At 64.9% G+C, this 17,108-nt stretch carries 14 protein-coding genes; 13 read left to right on the top strand and 1 reads right to left on the bottom strand.

Going from position 1 to position 17,108, the window contains the following annotated elements; all coding sequences use genetic code 11:
- Nucleotides 1-500: 500 nt before the first annotated feature.
- The 3 genes from FF100_RS38045 (at nt 501) to FF100_RS27685 (ending at nt 1,982) form a co-directional block, all read left to right on the top strand.
- A complete protein-coding gene (locus FF100_RS38045) occupies nt 501-1,154 on the top strand; it encodes a hypothetical protein (protein WP_246102430.1) in 654 nt (217 codons plus the stop codon).
- 101 nt (nt 1,155-1,255) lie between these two features.
- Entirely contained in the window at nt 1,256-1,591 is a 336-nt protein-coding gene (locus tag FF100_RS27690; RefSeq protein ID WP_139039011.1) for a DUF3768 domain-containing protein, read from the top strand.
- Between the two features lies 1 nt (nt 1,592).
- Nucleotides 1,593-1,982 (top strand): hypothetical protein, encoded by a 390-nt coding sequence (locus tag FF100_RS27685; RefSeq protein ID WP_139038985.1) that lies wholly within the window; start codon nt 1,593-1,595, stop codon nt 1,980-1,982.
- Nucleotides 1,983-2,032: 50 nt separating this feature from the next.
- Here FF100_RS27685 and FF100_RS27680 read toward each other — a convergent pair whose 3' ends face one another.
- Nucleotides 2,033-2,299 (bottom strand): helix-turn-helix domain-containing protein, encoded by a 267-nt coding sequence (locus FF100_RS27680; RefSeq protein ID WP_139038984.1) that lies wholly within the window; start codon nt 2,297-2,299, stop codon nt 2,033-2,035.
- 111 nt (nt 2,300-2,410) lie between these two features.
- Between FF100_RS27680 and FF100_RS27675 the strand changes: the two genes are divergently transcribed.
- The 10 genes from FF100_RS27675 (at nt 2,411) to FF100_RS27620 (ending at nt 16,814) form a co-directional block, all read left to right on the top strand.
- The gene (locus FF100_RS27675; protein ID WP_139038983.1) at nt 2,411-4,372 is read left to right on the top strand and encodes a hypothetical protein; all 1,962 of its coding nucleotides are present in this window, start codon (nt 2,411-2,413) and stop codon (nt 4,370-4,372) included.
- A 414-nt stretch (nt 4,373-4,786) separates the two neighbouring features.
- Nucleotides 4,787-7,195 (top strand): hybrid sensor histidine kinase/response regulator, encoded by a 2,409-nt coding sequence (locus FF100_RS27670; RefSeq protein ID WP_139038982.1) that lies wholly within the window; start codon nt 4,787-4,789, stop codon nt 7,193-7,195.
- A gap of 470 nt (nt 7,196-7,665) precedes the next feature.
- Nucleotides 7,666-9,141, top strand: a complete 1,476-nt coding sequence (locus FF100_RS27665) for a sensor histidine kinase (RefSeq protein WP_139038981.1) — start codon at nt 7,666-7,668, stop codon at nt 9,139-9,141.
- Between the two features lie 33 nt (nt 9,142-9,174).
- Complete coding sequence (locus FF100_RS27660) at nt 9,175-9,555, top strand: response regulator (protein WP_139038980.1); 381 nt, start codon at nt 9,175-9,177, stop codon at nt 9,553-9,555.
- Nucleotides 9,556-10,492: 937 nt separating this feature from the next.
- On the top strand, nt 10,493-11,233 hold the full coding sequence (locus FF100_RS27655; RefSeq protein WP_139038979.1) for a Crp/Fnr family transcriptional regulator: 741 nt from the start codon (nt 10,493-10,495) through the stop codon (nt 11,231-11,233).
- A complete protein-coding gene (locus tag FF100_RS27650; protein WP_139038978.1) occupies nt 11,230-11,472 on the top strand; it encodes a hypothetical protein in 243 nt (80 codons plus the stop codon). Before FF100_RS27655 ends, FF100_RS27650 begins: the two co-directional genes overlap by 4 nt.
- A gap of 206 nt (nt 11,473-11,678) precedes the next feature.
- Complete coding sequence (locus FF100_RS27645) at nt 11,679-12,389, top strand: Crp/Fnr family transcriptional regulator (RefSeq protein ID WP_139038977.1); 711 nt, start codon at nt 11,679-11,681, stop codon at nt 12,387-12,389.
- A gap of 338 nt (nt 12,390-12,727) precedes the next feature.
- On the top strand, nt 12,728-12,970 hold the full coding sequence (locus tag FF100_RS27640) for a DUF6894 family protein (protein WP_139038976.1): 243 nt from the start codon (nt 12,728-12,730) through the stop codon (nt 12,968-12,970).
- Nucleotides 12,971-13,138: 168 nt separating this feature from the next.
- A complete protein-coding gene (locus tag FF100_RS38035) occupies nt 13,139-16,435 on the top strand; it encodes a GAF domain-containing protein (protein WP_246102429.1) in 3,297 nt (1,098 codons plus the stop codon).
- A gap of 4 nt (nt 16,436-16,439) precedes the next feature.
- A complete protein-coding gene (locus FF100_RS27620) occupies nt 16,440-16,814 on the top strand; it encodes a response regulator (protein WP_139038975.1) in 375 nt (124 codons plus the stop codon).
- Nucleotides 16,815-17,108 lie beyond the last annotated feature (294 nt).

The raw sequence follows: 17,108 nt of genomic DNA, 5'->3' as shown, positions 1-17,108 counted from the left end.
CTCGTCCAGCCAACCGCGGCGCTGGATGCGAGCGATGCAGTTGTGGTGACCTGCCTCGAGCAGGATGACACCGCACGGACTGTCACGGGTCTGGCGCTGCCATAAAAACTCAGAGTCATTGGTATGTCTCTCCCTCGGTAGGAAACTGCCAGAGAGTCTTTACCGAGTGCGTATTTTGGCTCTGGGGAGGTTGGTAGCCATAGGCCGACGACGAGCACCAAAGACAGCCCGACACACCCGAGCGGCAGCACTGGTTGCTGTCGAAATCCGGCCAATATATTGACTTATCTGTATTTTTGTGCGATGGTATTGTTGTTAAATGATTGATCAGTGCGCCGCACTGGCGCGGATCGATGTCAGCTAAGGAGATCTGCAATGCACCAGCGACCACCCTCCCTCGCCCGGCGTCGATCGCCGCCGCCCGGCCAACTTGCCCTCCACGTCAGCATCTTCGCCAAGGCCCCCGCTCCGGGGGCCTTCTTCGTTTCAGGAGCCTGCCGATGAGCGCCAAACCTGCTCCCCAGCTCGTCGCCGAAGTGCCGCTGCGGCCCATGACACCGGCACTCGTCCTGTTTGGCCGCGATGATGCCGGTCGGCCTCGGGCCGCCTGGTTCGATGTCAGCGAAGCCAAACTCGCGGCGCAAGCGGCCGAGGTGATGAACCTCCGATTGGTGCAACTCGCCGACGACGAGCAACGCACTTTCGCCGATCAGTTCACCCATGGCCGGCTGTTCGGTAGCGGCCGCGCCTTCATCCCCTACATCCGGCGCGAGCTCTTCCCCCGCCTCCTCGAACTCGCCGGCGTTCAGGTGGAGCCAGACGGCACGAGCTTGGATCCTGCCGCCGAGGATGGCCCGCCCGCGGCGACGCAAGAGCCGGAACGGGGAAAGCCGCCCCGCGCGACGACGGCAGCCCCTTCGCCGCCCGCTCCGCCCGGCCCCTTCGTCGGGCACAAGCTGCCGCGCGACCGCGACGAGATCGGGCTCGGCAGCATCGTGCTCGCCCACGAGGGGTCCGACGAGGGCTGGTGGGAGGCGGAGGTGATCGGCATCAACGGCACCGTCCACTCGCTCCGCTGGCGCGACTACCCGACCCAGCCCACCATCCTGCGCCGCGCCGACGAACTCGCGTTGCTGCCGCCCGCGAAAGCCTAGCCTTTCCACGCCCCCACCCGAGCCACACAGGCTGGCTCGGGTCCTCAGCGGCCGGCCGCCCGCCGCCCCCCACCTCCCTTCCGACATTCGAGGCTCTCATGCTGACCACCGTCCTCGACGTGGATCGCACCCGCGCGCTCAACGACATCCTCCGGCGCTCCCTCTCAGGCGGCCTGCTGATGCTCACCGCTGGCGTCATCGCCCTCGGCCGCGAGCGCCAGCAGATCATCCTCGACGCCATCGCCGCCTACGACGGCTTCACGCCTGACAACGATCCCCGCGGCGAACACGACTTCGGTGCGCTCGAGGTTGCGGGCGAGCGGGTGTTCTTCAAGATCGACTACTACGACCGCGCGATGACGGGGCACTCCCCGGATCCGGCCGACAGCAGCATCACGACGCGGATGCTGACCGTCATGCTGGCCGGGGAGTACTGACGTGGACGGACGCAGATTGCCAGCCTCGGCCATCCCCACCCCCGGGCCATGGCTGGTGCGCGGTGAGGCCGAGCCGGGCGCATCGCCCGCGCAAACCATGCTCGGGGTCGAGCCGGCGGCCGAGGACCGCCCGGGTGGCTGGCCCTACTTCATCCGGCGAGATGCACCTGTCGAACCCGGCGGCTGCCCGCTGCACATCGCCACCGGCATCCAGCGGCTCGCCGATGCCCAGCTCCTCGCCGCCGCGCCGGATCTCGCGGAACGGTTGCTCGCGCTGCTCACGGCGCCCGCACTCCGAGCGCGCGACCCCGACGCCCGGACCCGCGCGGCGATCGGCGCAGCTTGGGCCCTCCTCGTCCGAGTCGCCCCTCAGCTGGAGATCGGCGCGTGAGGTTGCCCGCGCACCCGGTGCAACCAGCCTCCTCGACCCGGTATCGAGGTTCACCCGGACTTCGCCCGCCGCCCGGCCCGCAACGGCATCGGCGGCTCGGCCCCGGCTTCGGGCTCGATGAACAGCGCCGCGATCGGCACGGTGAGGGCGACCGCCATCGCCTCCAGCGTCGAGATCGTCACGTTCTCTGAGCCGCGCTCGACCCGCCCGACATAGGCGCGGTCGATGCCGGCCAAGAGCGCCAACCGCTCCTGCGAGAGGCCCTTGGCGACGCGCAGCCGCCGCAGATTCCAGCCGATGAGTGCTCGCGCCTCCATGGCGCGAGAGAGCCAGTCCGCGGCTTGACAATCGACGGACCAACAGTCCCACATTCTCGCCATCAAAGGGCTCGGCCGCAGGCCGTCGGCCCGCTCCACGGAACCTCCGCCATGCTGCTGTCCGCCTCCGGAGCCTATTTCCTCGTCGCCTTGATCGCCGCCGCGGTGAGCTACGTCGTGGCGCACCGAAAGGGCCTCAACGCCGTCGGTTGGGCGTGGGCCTCGCTGTTGTTGCTCGTCCCCGCAGCGATCCTGCCGTTTGTGCCCTCGCGGCAGAGGCCGGACCGGTCGAGTGGCTTACCGGATGAGACTTGGCAGGCCCTCCTTGCCTACGATCCCGACTTCAAGGCGGCCGCGGGGCAGCTCGCTCCCTACGGCGCGCCTGCCCTTGACGAACTGCGGCGGACCTGGGCGGCGGTACCCGACAAAGGGGCGTTGCCGTCGATGGTCTCGGCCATCGAAGCACGGTGGTCGGGCTACACGGCAGCGGGTTTGACTCACGTTGAGACTCAAGATGGGATTGCGGTGCTGCGGGACGCAGCGGGGCATTATCACGTCGGCGAGCGTCAGACCGGCGACCTCCGCACGGCGCGCCTCATCGCCTCGGCCAGCGCGCGGCGGGCGCGCACGTCCTCGGTGGCTGGCGTCGTCGTCGGAGTTGCGGTCCTGGCCGCCGCGCTGACCGATGTCGGCCCGGCGCGTGCCCAACTCAGCGCAACCGGGATGACGGTGCCGAGCTGCGAGACCTACGATCGCGAGCGTCCGCGCGGTGGTGCTTTGGAGCAGCTGTCCGATCTGTTCGGCCTGTCGATCTACCGGTGGGGCGACGCCGAGTATGACCGCTATCGGGCATTCCTGCTGGACTGCAAGCGCACGCTTCCGGGCTTCCGCGAGGATATGACATTGCGCGATTGGGCAACTGCCGTCGAGAAGAGCATCGCCACCCTGAAGACCTACACCGGTTACGTGAACCGGTTCGGCGAGGCGATGGGCCGACAGAACGGATCTCGTCCCCGCCCGGGCGAGCCGGACTACACGCGCGCCTTCGAGATCCTGTCCTGCGACCGCTTCACCGAGGCGACGGTCAACGCGTGGACGCGCGGTGGGCCGCCTGATGCCTCGACGGCCGCACCGTTTTCGGTGCCGCTGGCGGCATGGCGCTACGAGGTCTGGCGCGCCTTCGAGAACCGCGTGCTGGCTTGCGGCAAGAAGTCCGGCTCGCCGGTCGAAGCCGACGAGAGCTGGATGCGCGTCATCGTCTCGCAACAGGAGGCGGGGAATGCCGCTGCGATCCGGCAGGCGCAGCAGGAGGAGGCCGCTGTCGCAGCACGGCTTGCCGGCATTCTGAGCCGGGCCGCCGAAGCCGAGAACTCAACCTCGGCCGACGACATCGCTGGCAAGCTCAAAGCCGTCGATGCACTCGCGGCGGGGCTGAAGCTCGCCCCCGACGAAGCCGCGCAGGTTGCGGCGGCACGAGCGCAGATCGGCGCACGGCTACGGGCAGCCCGACTGGCCGAAGCCGAAGCCTGGGAGCGGGACCGCCCGGCTCGGGAAGCGCGAGCCCAGCAGCAAGAAGAAGAACTGGCGGGCCTGCAACGTCAAAACCGCGAGCGTGATGATGCGGCAACGGCCGAGCGTGAACGAAACGTCCGAATCGAGGCAGAACGGCAGGCTGGGACCCGGGCGCAAGCCGAGCGGCAGGCGGCGGAGGCGGTAGCGCAACAGCAACGCGACGCAGCTCAGCGCGCCGCCGACCGGGCGGCGCAGGAGCGAGCCGCTGCCGAGACCCTGGCTCGCCTCCGGCGCGAGGAGGAGACGGCGCTGGCGCGTGATCCGTGCAACCGGGTCGAAGTGCGCCGGCAGTTAATGGAGGCCGCCAATGCGATGGACCGCGCACGCTTCGGGGGGCGCAAGCTGCTCGATTTGACCCGTGGGCTTACGAATTCGGGGCAACCGGATGCAGTACGTTCGTGCGTGTTCGACGCCGAGTGGTCTTCGGGTCAGCGTGGGCTGGTAACGATCACGGTGCGTAAGAACTCATTCGGTGACGATCTGATCGAGGTGCGTCCGTGAAATGATTCGCCATCGTACCCGGGACAGCTGATGTAAAGTTTCAAAGCCAGCGAACATAACAGCCCTGCGCTCCATCGATCACGCAGGGCTGTGACACCGAAGGGCTCCCCTAGCGCCGGCTGATCGGGCCAGGAGGTTGGGGCGCCGGGGGCTCGCTGGGTGGGTCGCCCTCGGGCGGGGCTGGGTCCGGCGGCGGGTCGCCGATGGGCGGCAATGGATCGTCTCCCGGCCGCGGCGTGTCCGATTGCATGTCATTCCCCTCAGAGGCGCCCCTGGGTAAGGGCGGACGTCAACGCGCGACGCGGACGAACGTCGCGGCCGATTTAAGGCCAACCTGTGCCGTGTTGCCGCGTTATGCGCTTTGCGATCGTCGTCCCGCGCCGATTCGGAAGCTGCTCGCGCTCAGAGGGGGTCATGGACGCAGAGATCGAGAGGCTGCGGCAGCGCGAGCGCGAGCTCGAAGCCCGCGTCGCTAGGCTTGAGGCTGAGCGCGGGGATGGCCTGCGCCGGCCGGATCGCGGTGAGCGGACTTCCGCGGCCTCCACCGACCTTCTGTTCACGGCAGCGGAGAAGACCCGTATGCCGCAGATCATCACCGACCCCAACTTGCCCGACAATCCCATCGTATTCGCCAATCGGGCCTTCCAGAACCTGTGCGGCTACGACGCTGCCGAGCTGATCGGGCGCAACTGCCGCTTCCTTCAGGGCCCTGGGACCGACCCGGCCGATGTCGCCAAGGTCCGTGACGCCATCGCTGCCCGGCGCGATGTGGTGGTCGAGATCCTGAACTACCACCGCGACGGCACGCCGTTCCGCAACGAGCTCTACGTCAGCCCCGTCTTCGATCCGGATGGGGGACAACTCCGCTACTTCTTTGCGAGCCAGCTCGACGTCACCCGCTTCCGCACCACCGAAGGGGTCTTGGCCGAGAGCGAAGCCCGGTACCGGACGCTCTTCGACGCGGTCGACAGCGGGTTCTGCATCATCGAGATGCGCTTCGACGCTGACGGCCGGGCGGTCGATTACCGCTTCGTCGAGGTGAACCCTGCCTTCGCGGCGCAGACGGGCCTGCATGACGCGGCCGGGCATTGGGTGAGCGAACTCATACCCGGGCTCGAACGCTCCTGGTTCGATACCTACGGCGAGGTTGCGCGGACTGGCCAGCCCGTACGGTTTGAGAGTGGGTCGATCGCGATGGGGCGCTGGTACGACGTCCACGCCCTGCGCATCGGCGAGCCCGAGCAGCACCGGGTCGCCATCCTGTTCAACGACATCACCGACCGCCGCCGCCTCGAAAGCCACCTGGAGGCCACCGCTCAGGAGCGAGCCGACGAGCGCGACATGGTGTGGCGCGCCAGCCGCGACCTCTTCGTGGTCTGCGGCTTCGATGGTGTCTTCCGCAAGGCGAACGCCGCCTGGACTGAAACGCTCGGATGGGATGTCGCCGATATCATGGGAACCCGCTTCGACGCGTTCGTGCATCCCGACGACTATGCGCAGGCCGCTGCGGCCTTCGAGCGCATCAGCGCCGGGCTTCCGCTGCATGACATCGACGTGCGCGTTCGGACGAAGGACGGCGGGTACCGGTGGCTTTCATGGAACGCCATTCCGAGGGACGACCACTACTACGCCGCTGGCCGCGACATCACGGAACGTCGGGCGCTCGAGGAGCAATTGCGCCAGTCCCAGAAGCTGGAGGCTGTCGGTCAATTAACCGGTGGCGTGGCTCATGATTTAAACAACCTACTCACAGTCATCAAGTCCTCGACCGACCTGCTGAAGCGACCCAACCTAGCGGAGGAGCGCCGGCTTCGCTACGTCAGTGCCATCTCGGACACGGTCGATCGGGCTGCCAAGCTCACCGGTCAGCTCCTCGCCTTCGCCCGGCGGCAGGCGCTGCGTCCCGAGATTTTCGCGGCGAACCGTGCGGTGGTGGCACTCGCCGACATGGTCGGCACGCTTACGGGAGCACGCATCCAGGTCGAGCTCGACCTGCCGGACGGAGAGCGGCGGGACCTTCACATCAACGCCGATCCGAGCCAGTTCGACACCGCCCTGGTGAACCTGGTCGTGAACGCCCGGGACGCGATGGACGGCGAGGGCCGCCTGCGCATCGGGCTTCGCCGCGCCAGCCGCATCCCAGCTGTTCGGGCGCATCCGCCACAGCACGGCGACTACCTCGCGGTTTCGATCTCCGACACCGGCGCCGGCATCGCACCCGAGAACCTGGAGCGCATCTTCGAGCCGTTCTTCACCACCAAGGTCGTCGGCCAGGGTACGGGGCTCGGGCTGAGCCAGGTGTTCGGCTTTGCCAAGCAATCCGGCGGCGAGGTCATCGTCGAGAGTAAGGTCGGCGAGGGCACCACCTTCACCCTTTACCTCCCACGCATCGCCGGGGCCGAGGCCGCGAACCCAGCCGTGGAGCCGGAGGCGCTCGCCGAGGGGCACGGTACCTGCGTCCTCGTCGTGGAGGACAACCTCGACGTCGGGGCCTTCGCTCAGCAGGCCCTGCGCGAGCTCGGCTACTCGACGGTCTGGGCGACGGATGCGGACAAGGCGCTGGCCGAGATCGAGCGCATTCCCTTCCGGTTCGAGGTGGTGTTCTCCGACGTTGTGATGCCGGGCATGAACGGGGTCGAACTCGCGACCGAGATCCGTCGACGACGGCCCGACCTGCCGGTGGTTCTGACCTCCGGCTACAGCGACGTGCTCGCGGCCGAGGGCACGCACGGCTTCGACCTGCTGCGCAAGCCGTACTCCGTGACGGACCTGTCGCGGGTGCTGCGACGCGCCGTGCAGGATGCGAGGGCGCGCGGCCGCTAACGGCCGCCGCGCGACAGTGTCTGATCATGAGTAGTTCGAAATCATGCCTTGCACCCACTTGTCGAAAATTCTTTCGAAATGTTGAAACCCAAATTCATTAGTAATATCTCCCCTGGCGCATCCTTGATCGCGCCGTTTATGGTATCATGCCGCCATACCATCTGCTTTACAGGATGCTCAAATGGCGGTAGCGTTGAATAATGTTCTAGCATCTCGTGACTCGAACAATTTTTAGACGGAGTGCACCGATTTCGACTCAAAAAGATGACTTTCGACATCTGAGATGCCGACCAAACCCAGCTGCCAACAGCCATTGCGATGAACCCGGTGCACATGAAGCGGGTGACACGGTCGCAGGTTGCGGTGGCCGGCCTCCTCTGAGGGAAGCGTCACGAAACAGCCAAGCCACAATCTGATTGTGTCCCAAATGAATTGCAGGTAGGAGCGCGGCTTCATCGAAAGAACGCTGCGTGACCGGGCCTCCGCTTAAATCACTTACTCGCGAAGAGCTGGAAGCCGAAGTCTTGCGACTTCGCGAGGCCATGTATGGTGTTGACGCCGAAGCGCAGCGAGTTCAGCAGCAATCGGATGTCGCGTTCCTGCAAAGCGTGCTGTCCTCGTCAGCCGATTGCATCAAGGTGCTCGACCTCGACGCCCGGCTGACCTTCATGACCGATGGGGGCATGAGGGTGATGGAGATCAGCGACTTCAACGATGTGAAGGGCTGTCCGTGGCCCGACTTCTGGACAGATCAGGGCAACCGCGATGCCTTGGCGGCTTTGGATGCGGCGCGGTCAGGCGGGCTCGGTCATTTCCAGGGGATGGCTCACACCTATCGGGGCACGCCCAAGTGGTGGGACGTGCAGGTCACGGCGATCCGTGGCCCGGATGGGCTGCCTCAAAGGCTGCTTGCCGTCTCGCGTGATATCACTGCCCAGAAGGCGGCAGAGAGCCACCTTGCTGCCAGCGAGGCGCGCCTCTCCACCGTGATGGAAACCGTGCCGGTCGGGATCCTGCTGGCCGAAGCTCCCTCCGGGCGCATCCTGATGGGTAACCGGCGGCTGGCCGAAATCCTCGGCCACAGCACCCTCTACGCCTCGTCCAGCAACGCCTACGGCGAGTTCGTCGCCTACCACGCGGATGGCAGGCCGGTGGACGCACAGGACTATCCGCTGGCTCAGATCACCAGCGGCCTGTGCAAGAAGGCTGCGATCGAGGTGCTGTACCAGCGTCCAGACGGCGAGCGGCGCTGGATCGCGATTTCCGGCGAGGCGATCGAGGACGAGCAGGGCGAGACAGTCGGCGCGGTGGTCGCGGTCAGCGACATCGGCGACCGCAAGGCGGCGGAGGCGCAGCAGGACATCCTCAACCGCGAACTGTCCCACCGCCTCAAGAACACCCTGACGCTGGTCCAGTCTATCGCGTCGCAGACCCTGCGCAACGCTCCAAGCCTCGATGCGGCCCGCGATGCACTGGCCGCCCGGTTGGTCGTGCTCGGCAAGGCGCACGACATTCTGCTGGCCGGGCAGACCGATAGCGCCAGTGTCGACCAGGTGGTGCGGGAGGCATTGAGCCTGCACGATGATAACGGCCGACGCTTCCGGGTCAGTGGCCCGAGCCTGTTTATCGGCCCCTCGGCGGCGCTCTCGCTCGGGCTGATGCTGCACGAGCTGGCGACCAACGCCGTGAAGTACGGGGCGCTCTCGGTGCCGAATGGCTGCGTGAATGTCGGCTGGGCAATAGATGGTACGGGCGCGGCTGCTGAGTTCTGGCTGGACTGGCGCGAGCAGGGTGGCCCGCCGGTGACGCCGCCAACCCGCAAGGGGTTCGGCTCGCGGCTGATCCAGCGCGGATTGGCCGGAGGCGAGGTGGCACTGCGCTACGCCGCCGAGGGCGTGGAATGCACCTTCAGCGCACCGCTCGCGGGTTTGCGCGTGGACGTCTGACAGCACCGACACAGACTTTGCGAAGGACGTCTGATGCCCTTGAAACCCGGTGCGGTGGCCCTTGTCGCTGAAGATGAACCGCTCGTGCGGATGGAAGCTGCCGACGTGCTCGGGGATGCCGGGTTCGATGTGCTCGAAGCCAGCACGACCCCGGCGGCGCTCGCCTTCCTTGAGATGCACCCGGAGATCACGCTTTTGTTCACTGACGTGGTGATGCCCGGGCCGATTGACGGGCTGGCGCTGGCTCACGAGGTTCGGCGTCGGTGGGCCGAGGTGAAGATCATCATCGTCTCGGGTCGGGTCACTCCCGATCCGGCGCAACTGCCGGAAGGCGCGCGGTTCTTGGAGAAGCCGTATGATCCTAACAGGGTGGCACGGATGGTTCGGGAGATGGGCTTGCGTCCCACGACCTGATTGAGCGGTAACATCACCCGCATCGATCCCCATTCCGGACGTTCATCGCGTGGGCATTCGAGAACCGCTGCCCACCCGTCGAGGATGCTCGCTTTCGTGCGGGTCCAACGGCTCCCACGGGCTGGCAGCGGGCCGGGGTGTTCCCTCCGAAGAGACCCGGCCCGCCAGTCTCGCCGTACGGGTGATCGGGAAGGCGAGACGACAAAGGTTTTGCACCCCATCCGCTGATGCACAATCTTTACGGAAGGATTAGACCATCATAGGGCGGGCCGGGGCGTTTTCTCCGTCATGGGGACCCGACCCGCCTGTGACGCCAGCCGAGCGGCTTTGGTGCGGCAGGCCGGTGTGACTGCCGAATCAATGATACCCTGCTGGATTGGTTCCGGATCCGCGGCAGACCCTGGCTCGACGAGGAGCTGTTCAAAATGCGCCGGCATGGCCGCCCCTCGCACCAAATCGCGGGGGCGATCGTTGGCACAACGGAGCTGGATTCAGCACGCCGATACTTCCCGCCACACGCCATCACATCTCAAAAAGCATGAGCGTGGCCGGTGTACCCAATTCCCGCTTCCTACCCACAAGGACAAGCGAGCGGAGCTTGGATACTGGGGTTAAAACCCAACCAGCTTGGCTATGTGATGGGCTGTGATGGGCGAAGGACCACTCGGGGTGAGAAGCGGATGTTCGATGCCAATGACGAGCATTCGGTTTGGGAGCGGCAGCGTACATTGTGGGAGATAGCTCAACGTCTTCCTGCCGTCCGGCGCCCTTCAGGCATCGCTATGGTCCGACAGCGTACCAAGTACAAATCCTTGTCTTATGATCCTTGTCAGGCATAACCCCTGATGTATTTGAGACCATCATCGGCTGATCTGAGACAGGTGCTGATGGCTGGGAGAGCCGCGTGCTTCCACCTGCAAAGTAAAAGGGAGTCGCTATGACCCCCACATTCAACCACTCCATGGACATGCTCATCCGCAAGCTGGACAGCATCGCGCAGCTTTCCGACGAGGAGCGGCGGGCTATTGCGAGCCTCCCGGTCACCGGCAGACTTCTAGGACCAGATCAGGACATCGTGCACGAGCACGACCATCCGTCGCAATGCTGCCTGCTGCTGGACGGCTGGGCATGTCGCTACCAGATCCTCAGTGAGGGTAAGCGCCAGATCTTCTCGTTCCACATCCCGGGCGACATCCCCGACCTGCAAAGCCTGCACCTGAAGGTGATGGACCACAACGTGTGCACGCTGACCCAGGCCACGGTGGCGTTCATCCCCCACGAGGCGATGCTCGAACTGACAGCCGCCTTCCCCGCCATCGCCGCGACGCTCTGGCGCGATACCCTGGTGGACGGGGCAATCTTCCGGCAGTGGATGGTCGGCATGGGCCGACGTACCGCGTGCCAGGCGGTCGCTCATCTCTTCTGCGAGATGTACGTGAAGCTTGAAGCTGTGGGCCTCGCGCGGGATCACGCCTACTATCTGCCACTCACGCAGTCGGAACTGGGCGACGCGCTCGGGCTGTCGAACGTCCACGTCAACCGTGTGCTGAGGGAACTGCGCACCAACGAATGGATTACACTGCACGGTGGGAAGTTAGAGATCAAGAAATGGCGGGAGCTCACCAATCTGTGCGGCTTTGATCCGACGTATTTGCATCTGGAGCGGCACGCCGCATGAGTCTCCACCTTCAATCAGTGCGCGTTAAGACAGGCAGCCACGACACGGAAGGGCTGCTGATCTTCGCCGATGATCTCCTCGTGGCCGTGCTGGTCCGCCTGTCCGACGATCACGAGGAGGATGCGGGCAAGTGGTTCCTCGAAGCAGGTTTCGACGGTGCTGATGATCCCGTTCAGCCCAAGTTCGTGGATCTAGACGAAGCCCAGGCGTGGATTTACCGTCGGCTGGGTGGGCATTAGCACCGTTGCACGATAATTCAGGCAGCAAGCGCAGGAATTTGACAGCAACGGGCGCTATCATTAAATTTTGGTGCGATAGCGCACTAACCAACGCCTATTGAAATTTCTGGCTCATCGCACCATTTACGCTTTATCGTCTGCCGATTTGTTCGGGCGCAGACGCTTAGGAGACCGCGTGTGCTCTTGCCCCAACCGGGAGCAGAGCCGTGGCTCAGCCTCAGCACGGAACCGTTCGCAACCGCCTCCTCAAGGCGGTCTCGCCCGACGACTTCGCCCGTCTCGCCCCCCATCTGGAAGCTCAGCCGATCAAGCTGCGCCAAGTGGTGATCACCCCCAACGAGCCGATCAGCCACGCCTGCTTCATCGAGGAGGGGCTCTGCTCGATTATCAGCCACACGGCCGAAGGTCGGCTGGAGATCGGCACCGTAGGCTATGACGGCTTCGTCGGTACGCCTCTCGCGCTCGGCACCAACCGGACCCCACACGCCTCGCTGGTGCAGGCAGAAGGCACGATGCTGTGCATCCCAGCAGCTGCCTTCCGTGCTGCCCTCGATGAGAGCGCGACCCTGCGGGGCGTCCTCGTGCGCTACGTGCAGAGCCTGATCGTACAGGTAGGACAGACCGTCTACGCCAACGCGGATCTCAACATCGAGGGGCGACTCGCCCGCTGGATCCTCATGATCCACGACCGCCTTCAGAAGGACGAGATGCCGCTCACGCACGACTTCATGGCGCTGATGCTGGGCGTGCGCCGTCCAGGTGTAACGACATCCGTGCACATCTTGGAGGGGGCTGGGCTGATCAAAGCCATGCGCGGGCGGGTTCGCGTGCTCGACCGCGAGCGGCTGATGGAGTTGGCGGGCGACACCTATGGCGTAGCCGAGGCCGAGTACGAGCGGCTGCTGGCTGAAGCTTGAGGATCGAGCGTTCGCGCTGGTGCTGCCCAGACCCCTGTGGAGTTTACAATGCGATGTTGAAGGCTTTTCGCTGATGACAAATCGAAGACTTGCCTACGAGAAAAATTAATCCGTCTCGGGGCAAGTTGCTGATATTGAGGTGAAATTCGTCAAACATCCTCATTTGATTGGCTGCATGGTGCCATTTTGACGCTGTGAACGGCGAATGTCACTTCTTAGATCTATGTTGGCGCATCGCCAAGTCCGCCAGCTTACGAACAAGAATCGTCGGTATCGATCACCGCCCCTCTGGCGACTGCGAGACTTGTGTGCTCTCGGCATAATTTATTAAGTTCGGCATGCCCCGTTTCTTCTTCGATATCAAAGACGATCACCTGGAGACCGACGATGTGGGATCCGAATTCCCCAATGCCCATGCTGCCCGCGACGCTGCGATTATGATCCTGCCTAACATCGCGCGGGATCACATAGCGTCACATGTAAGCCGAGAGATCTCGGTATTGATGCGCGACGAGGCAGGGCGAGGGCTCTTCACAGCCTCCCTCGGTCTCACCGCCGAGTGGTTGGTCGAGAGCGCCTGAGACATTCTCTGAGGCCAGTTTGTACAGGACGCCTTTTCTTAAGGGTCTGCTGCGGCTCGAAAGCAGGCCCCCTCATGGTCAAGCTGATTGGGTTTTGACCCTAGCGGCACGATGCTCAGTCTGCGAGAAGGTGGAGGCGGGGCGCGATGTGGCCCTATCGGCCTCGCGATGCAGAACGACACACCCGGCACAACCATCTGCGACCCCGACCGCCTCGCAGCCCTCGATGCGCTGGCCATCCTGGACACGCCACCTGAGCAAGGGTTCGACGACATCGTTCGTCTGGCGGCCCGTCTCTGCGCGACACCGGTCGCCCTCGTCAGCCTGGTCGCCGCGGATCGGCAATGGTTCAAGGCCCGCGTGGGCTTCCCGCCCTGCGAGACCAGCCTCAATGCCTCGGTCTGCGCTCACGCTCTCGTCGAATCGGATCTTCTCGTCATCCCAGATCTGACGGCGGACCCGCGCACGGCCGCGAACCCGCTCGTCACCGGCGAGCCCTCCATCCGGTTCTATGCCGGCGCACCGCTGCGCTTGACGGGCGGACAGGTCGTCGGCTCCCTGTGCGTGATCGATACTGCCGCCCGACCAGGAGGCCTGACGCCTGACCAGGCCGACGACCTGCGTGCCCTGGCGCGCCAGGTTTCGACCCTTCTGGAGATGCGCCGCGAGGTCGCGCATCGCGACGAGGTTCTCGACAGTCAGCGCGCCGAACTGCAGCAGGCGCGACGCCTCGAACTCCTCGCAAAGGCCTCTTCCTCACTCATCGCCGCGACCGATCCGGCGGCCGTGCTCGAACCGATCCTGGCCACGGGCACGCGAGCCTTGGGCTTCGACCTGTGCTTCATCTACGACATCGACCCTGAGGGCCGGCATCTACGGCTGATTCAGTCGATCGGCACCACCGACGAACAGCGGGCCGCCTTGAGCTGCGTCGATCTCGATCTGCCGCTCTGTGGGATCGTCGTTCGCACACGTCGACCTCTCGTGCTGGAGGCCGTGCAGGCGAGCATCGAGCCGCGCTACGCGCTCGCGCGGGAGGCCGGCTTCGACGCCTTCGCGGGCTATCCGATCCTGAGCCGCGGTCAGCTCGTCGGGGTGTTGTCGTTCGTCTCGACGCGCGAGCCGGCCTTCGACGCTGGAGCCCTGACCTTCTTCGCCACGCTCGCTCGGCTGATGTCAAGCGTCAGAGAGCGCCTCGATGTCGATGCGGTGTTGCGGGCCAGCGATACCCGCTCACGGCTCGCCCAGGAGGCTGGTCACATCGGCACCTTCGAGGTCGATGTCGCGAGCGGCCTTTCGCGCGTATCGGCCGAGCACTGTCGGATCTATGGCGTACCGGAGGCCGGGGTCTACTCGCTGGAGACGCTCACGGCGCTGGCCGTTCCCGAGGACCGCGCGCTCCCCTCGACCCAGGCCACGATCCGGGATGGCACGGCCTCGACCGAGGTGGAATACCGCATTCGGCGCGCCAACGACGGTGCCTTACGCTGGATCTCACGGATTGGCCGCTTTGTGCGGGACGACGCCGGCGCAGTGCTCCGCATGGTCGGCACGGTTCAGGACATCACCGCCCGCAAGGAGGTGGAGGCGGAATTGCGGGCCAGCGAGGCCTTGGCCCGCGAGAACATCCAGCGCGTGCAACTGGCCCTGGCGGCCGGCGCGATCATCGGCACATGGCACTGGGACCTGCCGACCGACCGGTTCACGGTCGATGACGCCTTCGCCCATTCCTTCGGTCTCGATCCGGCGCTCGGTCGAGACGGTATCCCCCTGGAGCAGATCGTCGCCACTGTTCATCCCGACGATCAGGCGGGTCTGGCGGCAGCGATCAACGAGGCCATCGCGCGGGGCGGAGCCTATGCTCACCAATATCGGGTCCGGCGCGCGGACGGACACTATTACTGGATCGAGGCTAATGGGCGGGTCGATCACGGGTCGGACGGCACCCCGCTGAGTTTCCCCGGCGTCCTTCTCGATGTGGAGGAGCGACGCGCGGCACAGGAAGCGTTGCGCGCGAGCGAGGCGCACTGGCGAGGCTTGTTCGAGCGCCTGAGCGAAGGATTTCAGCTGACGGAAGCGATCCGCGACAGCGCAGGTGTCATTACGGACTTCCGGATCATCGATATCAACCCGGCCTGGACCACACAAATCGGGATTCCAGCCGACCAAGTCATTGGATATACCGCACACCAAATTTTCGGAGGGAGCGCCCAGGACTGGATCACTGCATTTAGCCAGGTGGTCGAGATAGGCGAAACTTGGCGTTTCACCAAGCAGTTCGCTCCTAACGGCCGCTGGTACGACGGCAATGCGTTCAAGCTCGACGGCGACCGCTTCGGGGTCATCTTCCTGGATGCGACCGCGCGTGTCAGCGCGGAAAGCCGCCGCATGGCGCTCCTGGCCCTCGGCGACGACCTGCGCGACCTGACGACGGTCGGTGCGATGACTCAGGCCGCCGCCGAGATCGTCGGGCGCACCTTGGGCGCGACCCGCGCTGGGTTCGGGCGCATCGTCGGCGAGGTCGAGTACATCGACATCGAACAGGACTGGACCGCACCGGGTCAGGTCAGCATCGCCGGACGGCACCGCTTCGACGATTACGGCGACATACGGGCCAACCTTGCCCAAGGCGAGCCACTGGTCATCGACGACGTCACGACCGACCCGCGCACTAGGGACGATCCCGGCCCGATGCAGGCGATCGGCATCGGTGCCCTGATCAACATGCCGGTGCGTGAGCGCGGGCGTGCCGTCGCGGTGTTCATCGTCCACGACGTGCGGCCCCGGAACTGGACGGCCGAGGAGCTTGCGTTCCTGCGCAACGTCGCCGACCGGGTCGAAGTCGGCGTAGCGCGCGTGCGTGCCGAGGAGTTGCAGGCAGTCCTGAACAAGGAGCTGGCCCATCGGTTGAAGAACACCCTCGCCATCGTCCAGTCGATCGCCACGCAGACCCTGCGAGGTGTCACTGAGCGCGACCTGGTCGAGGCGTTCGAGCGCCGCGTGCTGGCCTTGTCACGGGCACATGACGTGCTGATCCAGAAGAACTGGTCGGCCGCCAAGTTGCGATCCGTGATGGAGAGCGTATTGAGTATGCAGACGGACCTAGACCGGTTTGCGCTCGACGGTCCTGACATGGACATCAGCCCGCAGGCTGCATTGTCGCTATCGCTTCTGCTGCACGAGCTCGCCACCAACGCCCTCAAGTACGGCGCGCTTTCGGCTACGACCGGTGCGGTCCGTGTAAGATGGCGCGCCAACAGCGGCGCTGCTCCGACGTTGGTCTTAGACTGGGCTGAAACGGGCGGGCCTGTGGTGACGCCACCACGCAACAAAGGCGGCTTCGGGTCGCGCCTGATCCGCATGGGATTGCTCGGAACCCGCGAGGCCGACCTGGATTTCAATCCTGGGGGCCTCAGAGCTCAGTTCCGCGCGCCGCTCGCCGAAGTTCAGGTTCAGGTTCACTAGTTCCATGGGTCAGTCTCACCCCCCGGCCTTGCCCCGAGTTCTCGTTGTCGAGGATGACCCGATCCTGATGATGGCGTTGACCGAGTTCGTCGAGAATGCGGGCTGTGAAGCCGTTGAAGCCACCAACATCGTCGAGGCGATCCAGATTCTGGAAGCCCGCACCGACATCCGCACGGTGTTCACCGACCTCGACATGCGCGGCTCGACCGCCGGGATGGAGCTGGCGCTGCTGATCCGCGATCGCTGGCCGCCGATCGAACTGCTGATGGTTTCCTCGCAGCCGTGGGATGCCACGCAGATCCCATCCCGCGGGGTCGTGCTCGGCAAGCCGTTCGACCGGCGGAAAATCGAGGCTACGCTTCGACGGTTCGCTGAATAGCTTACATGTGAAGTATGCAGCTGATACAAACTTGGCTGATAGGATGGACTGGGCGTCTCGTGGTGCGACACGCTGCAGGCATATAAACATGCATTATGGCGGCAAGCTCCGCGTTAGACGCGAGTACATTGGTTTATATCCGTCGAAATATCTCTGTTGTCCATTCTCGAATCGATTTTGAGCTCTAAAGAAGCCATTTCCGACAGATTTTGACTTCGCTCACATTGCGCTTGGGCGCTCGCCTTGACCGTTATGCGAGGCGCCCACAGGTGGAAAATTTCTGGCATAACGTTT

The sequence above is a fragment of the Methylobacterium terricola genome (assembly GCF_006151805.1).
Lineage (GTDB): Bacteria > Pseudomonadota > Alphaproteobacteria > Rhizobiales > Beijerinckiaceae > Methylobacterium > Methylobacterium terricola.
This window is presented reverse-complemented; position numbering and strand designations above follow the sequence as displayed.

What these genes read in the sequence shown, in the direction of transcription:
- FF100_RS38045 (WP_246102430.1), top strand. Translation starts at nt 501, where the DNA reads ATGAGCGCCAAACCTGCTCCCCAGCTCGTCGCCGAAGTGCCGCTGCGG.
- FF100_RS27680 (WP_139038984.1), bottom strand. Translation starts at nt 2,299, where the DNA reads ATGGAGGCGCGAGCACTCATCGGCTGGAATCTGCGGCGGCTGCGCGTC.
- FF100_RS27675 (WP_139038983.1), top strand. Translation starts at nt 2,411, where the DNA reads ATGCTGCTGTCCGCCTCCGGAGCCTATTTCCTCGTCGCCTTGATCGCC.
- FF100_RS27670 (WP_139038982.1), top strand. Translation starts at nt 4,787, where the DNA reads ATGGACGCAGAGATCGAGAGGCTGCGGCAGCGCGAGCGCGAGCTCGAA.
- FF100_RS27660 (WP_139038980.1), top strand. Translation starts at nt 9,175, where the DNA reads ATGCCCTTGAAACCCGGTGCGGTGGCCCTTGTCGCTGAAGATGAACCG.
- FF100_RS27655 (WP_139038979.1), top strand. Translation starts at nt 10,493, where the DNA reads ATGACCCCCACATTCAACCACTCCATGGACATGCTCATCCGCAAGCTG.
- FF100_RS27650 (WP_139038978.1), top strand. Translation starts at nt 11,230, where the DNA reads ATGAGTCTCCACCTTCAATCAGTGCGCGTTAAGACAGGCAGCCACGAC.
- FF100_RS27640 (WP_139038976.1), top strand. Translation starts at nt 12,728, where the DNA reads ATGCCCCGTTTCTTCTTCGATATCAAAGACGATCACCTGGAGACCGAC.
- FF100_RS38035 (WP_246102429.1), top strand. Translation starts at nt 13,139, where the DNA reads ATGCAGAACGACACACCCGGCACAACCATCTGCGACCCCGACCGCCTC.
- FF100_RS27620 (WP_139038975.1), top strand. Translation starts at nt 16,440, where the DNA reads ATGGGTCAGTCTCACCCCCCGGCCTTGCCCCGAGTTCTCGTTGTCGAG.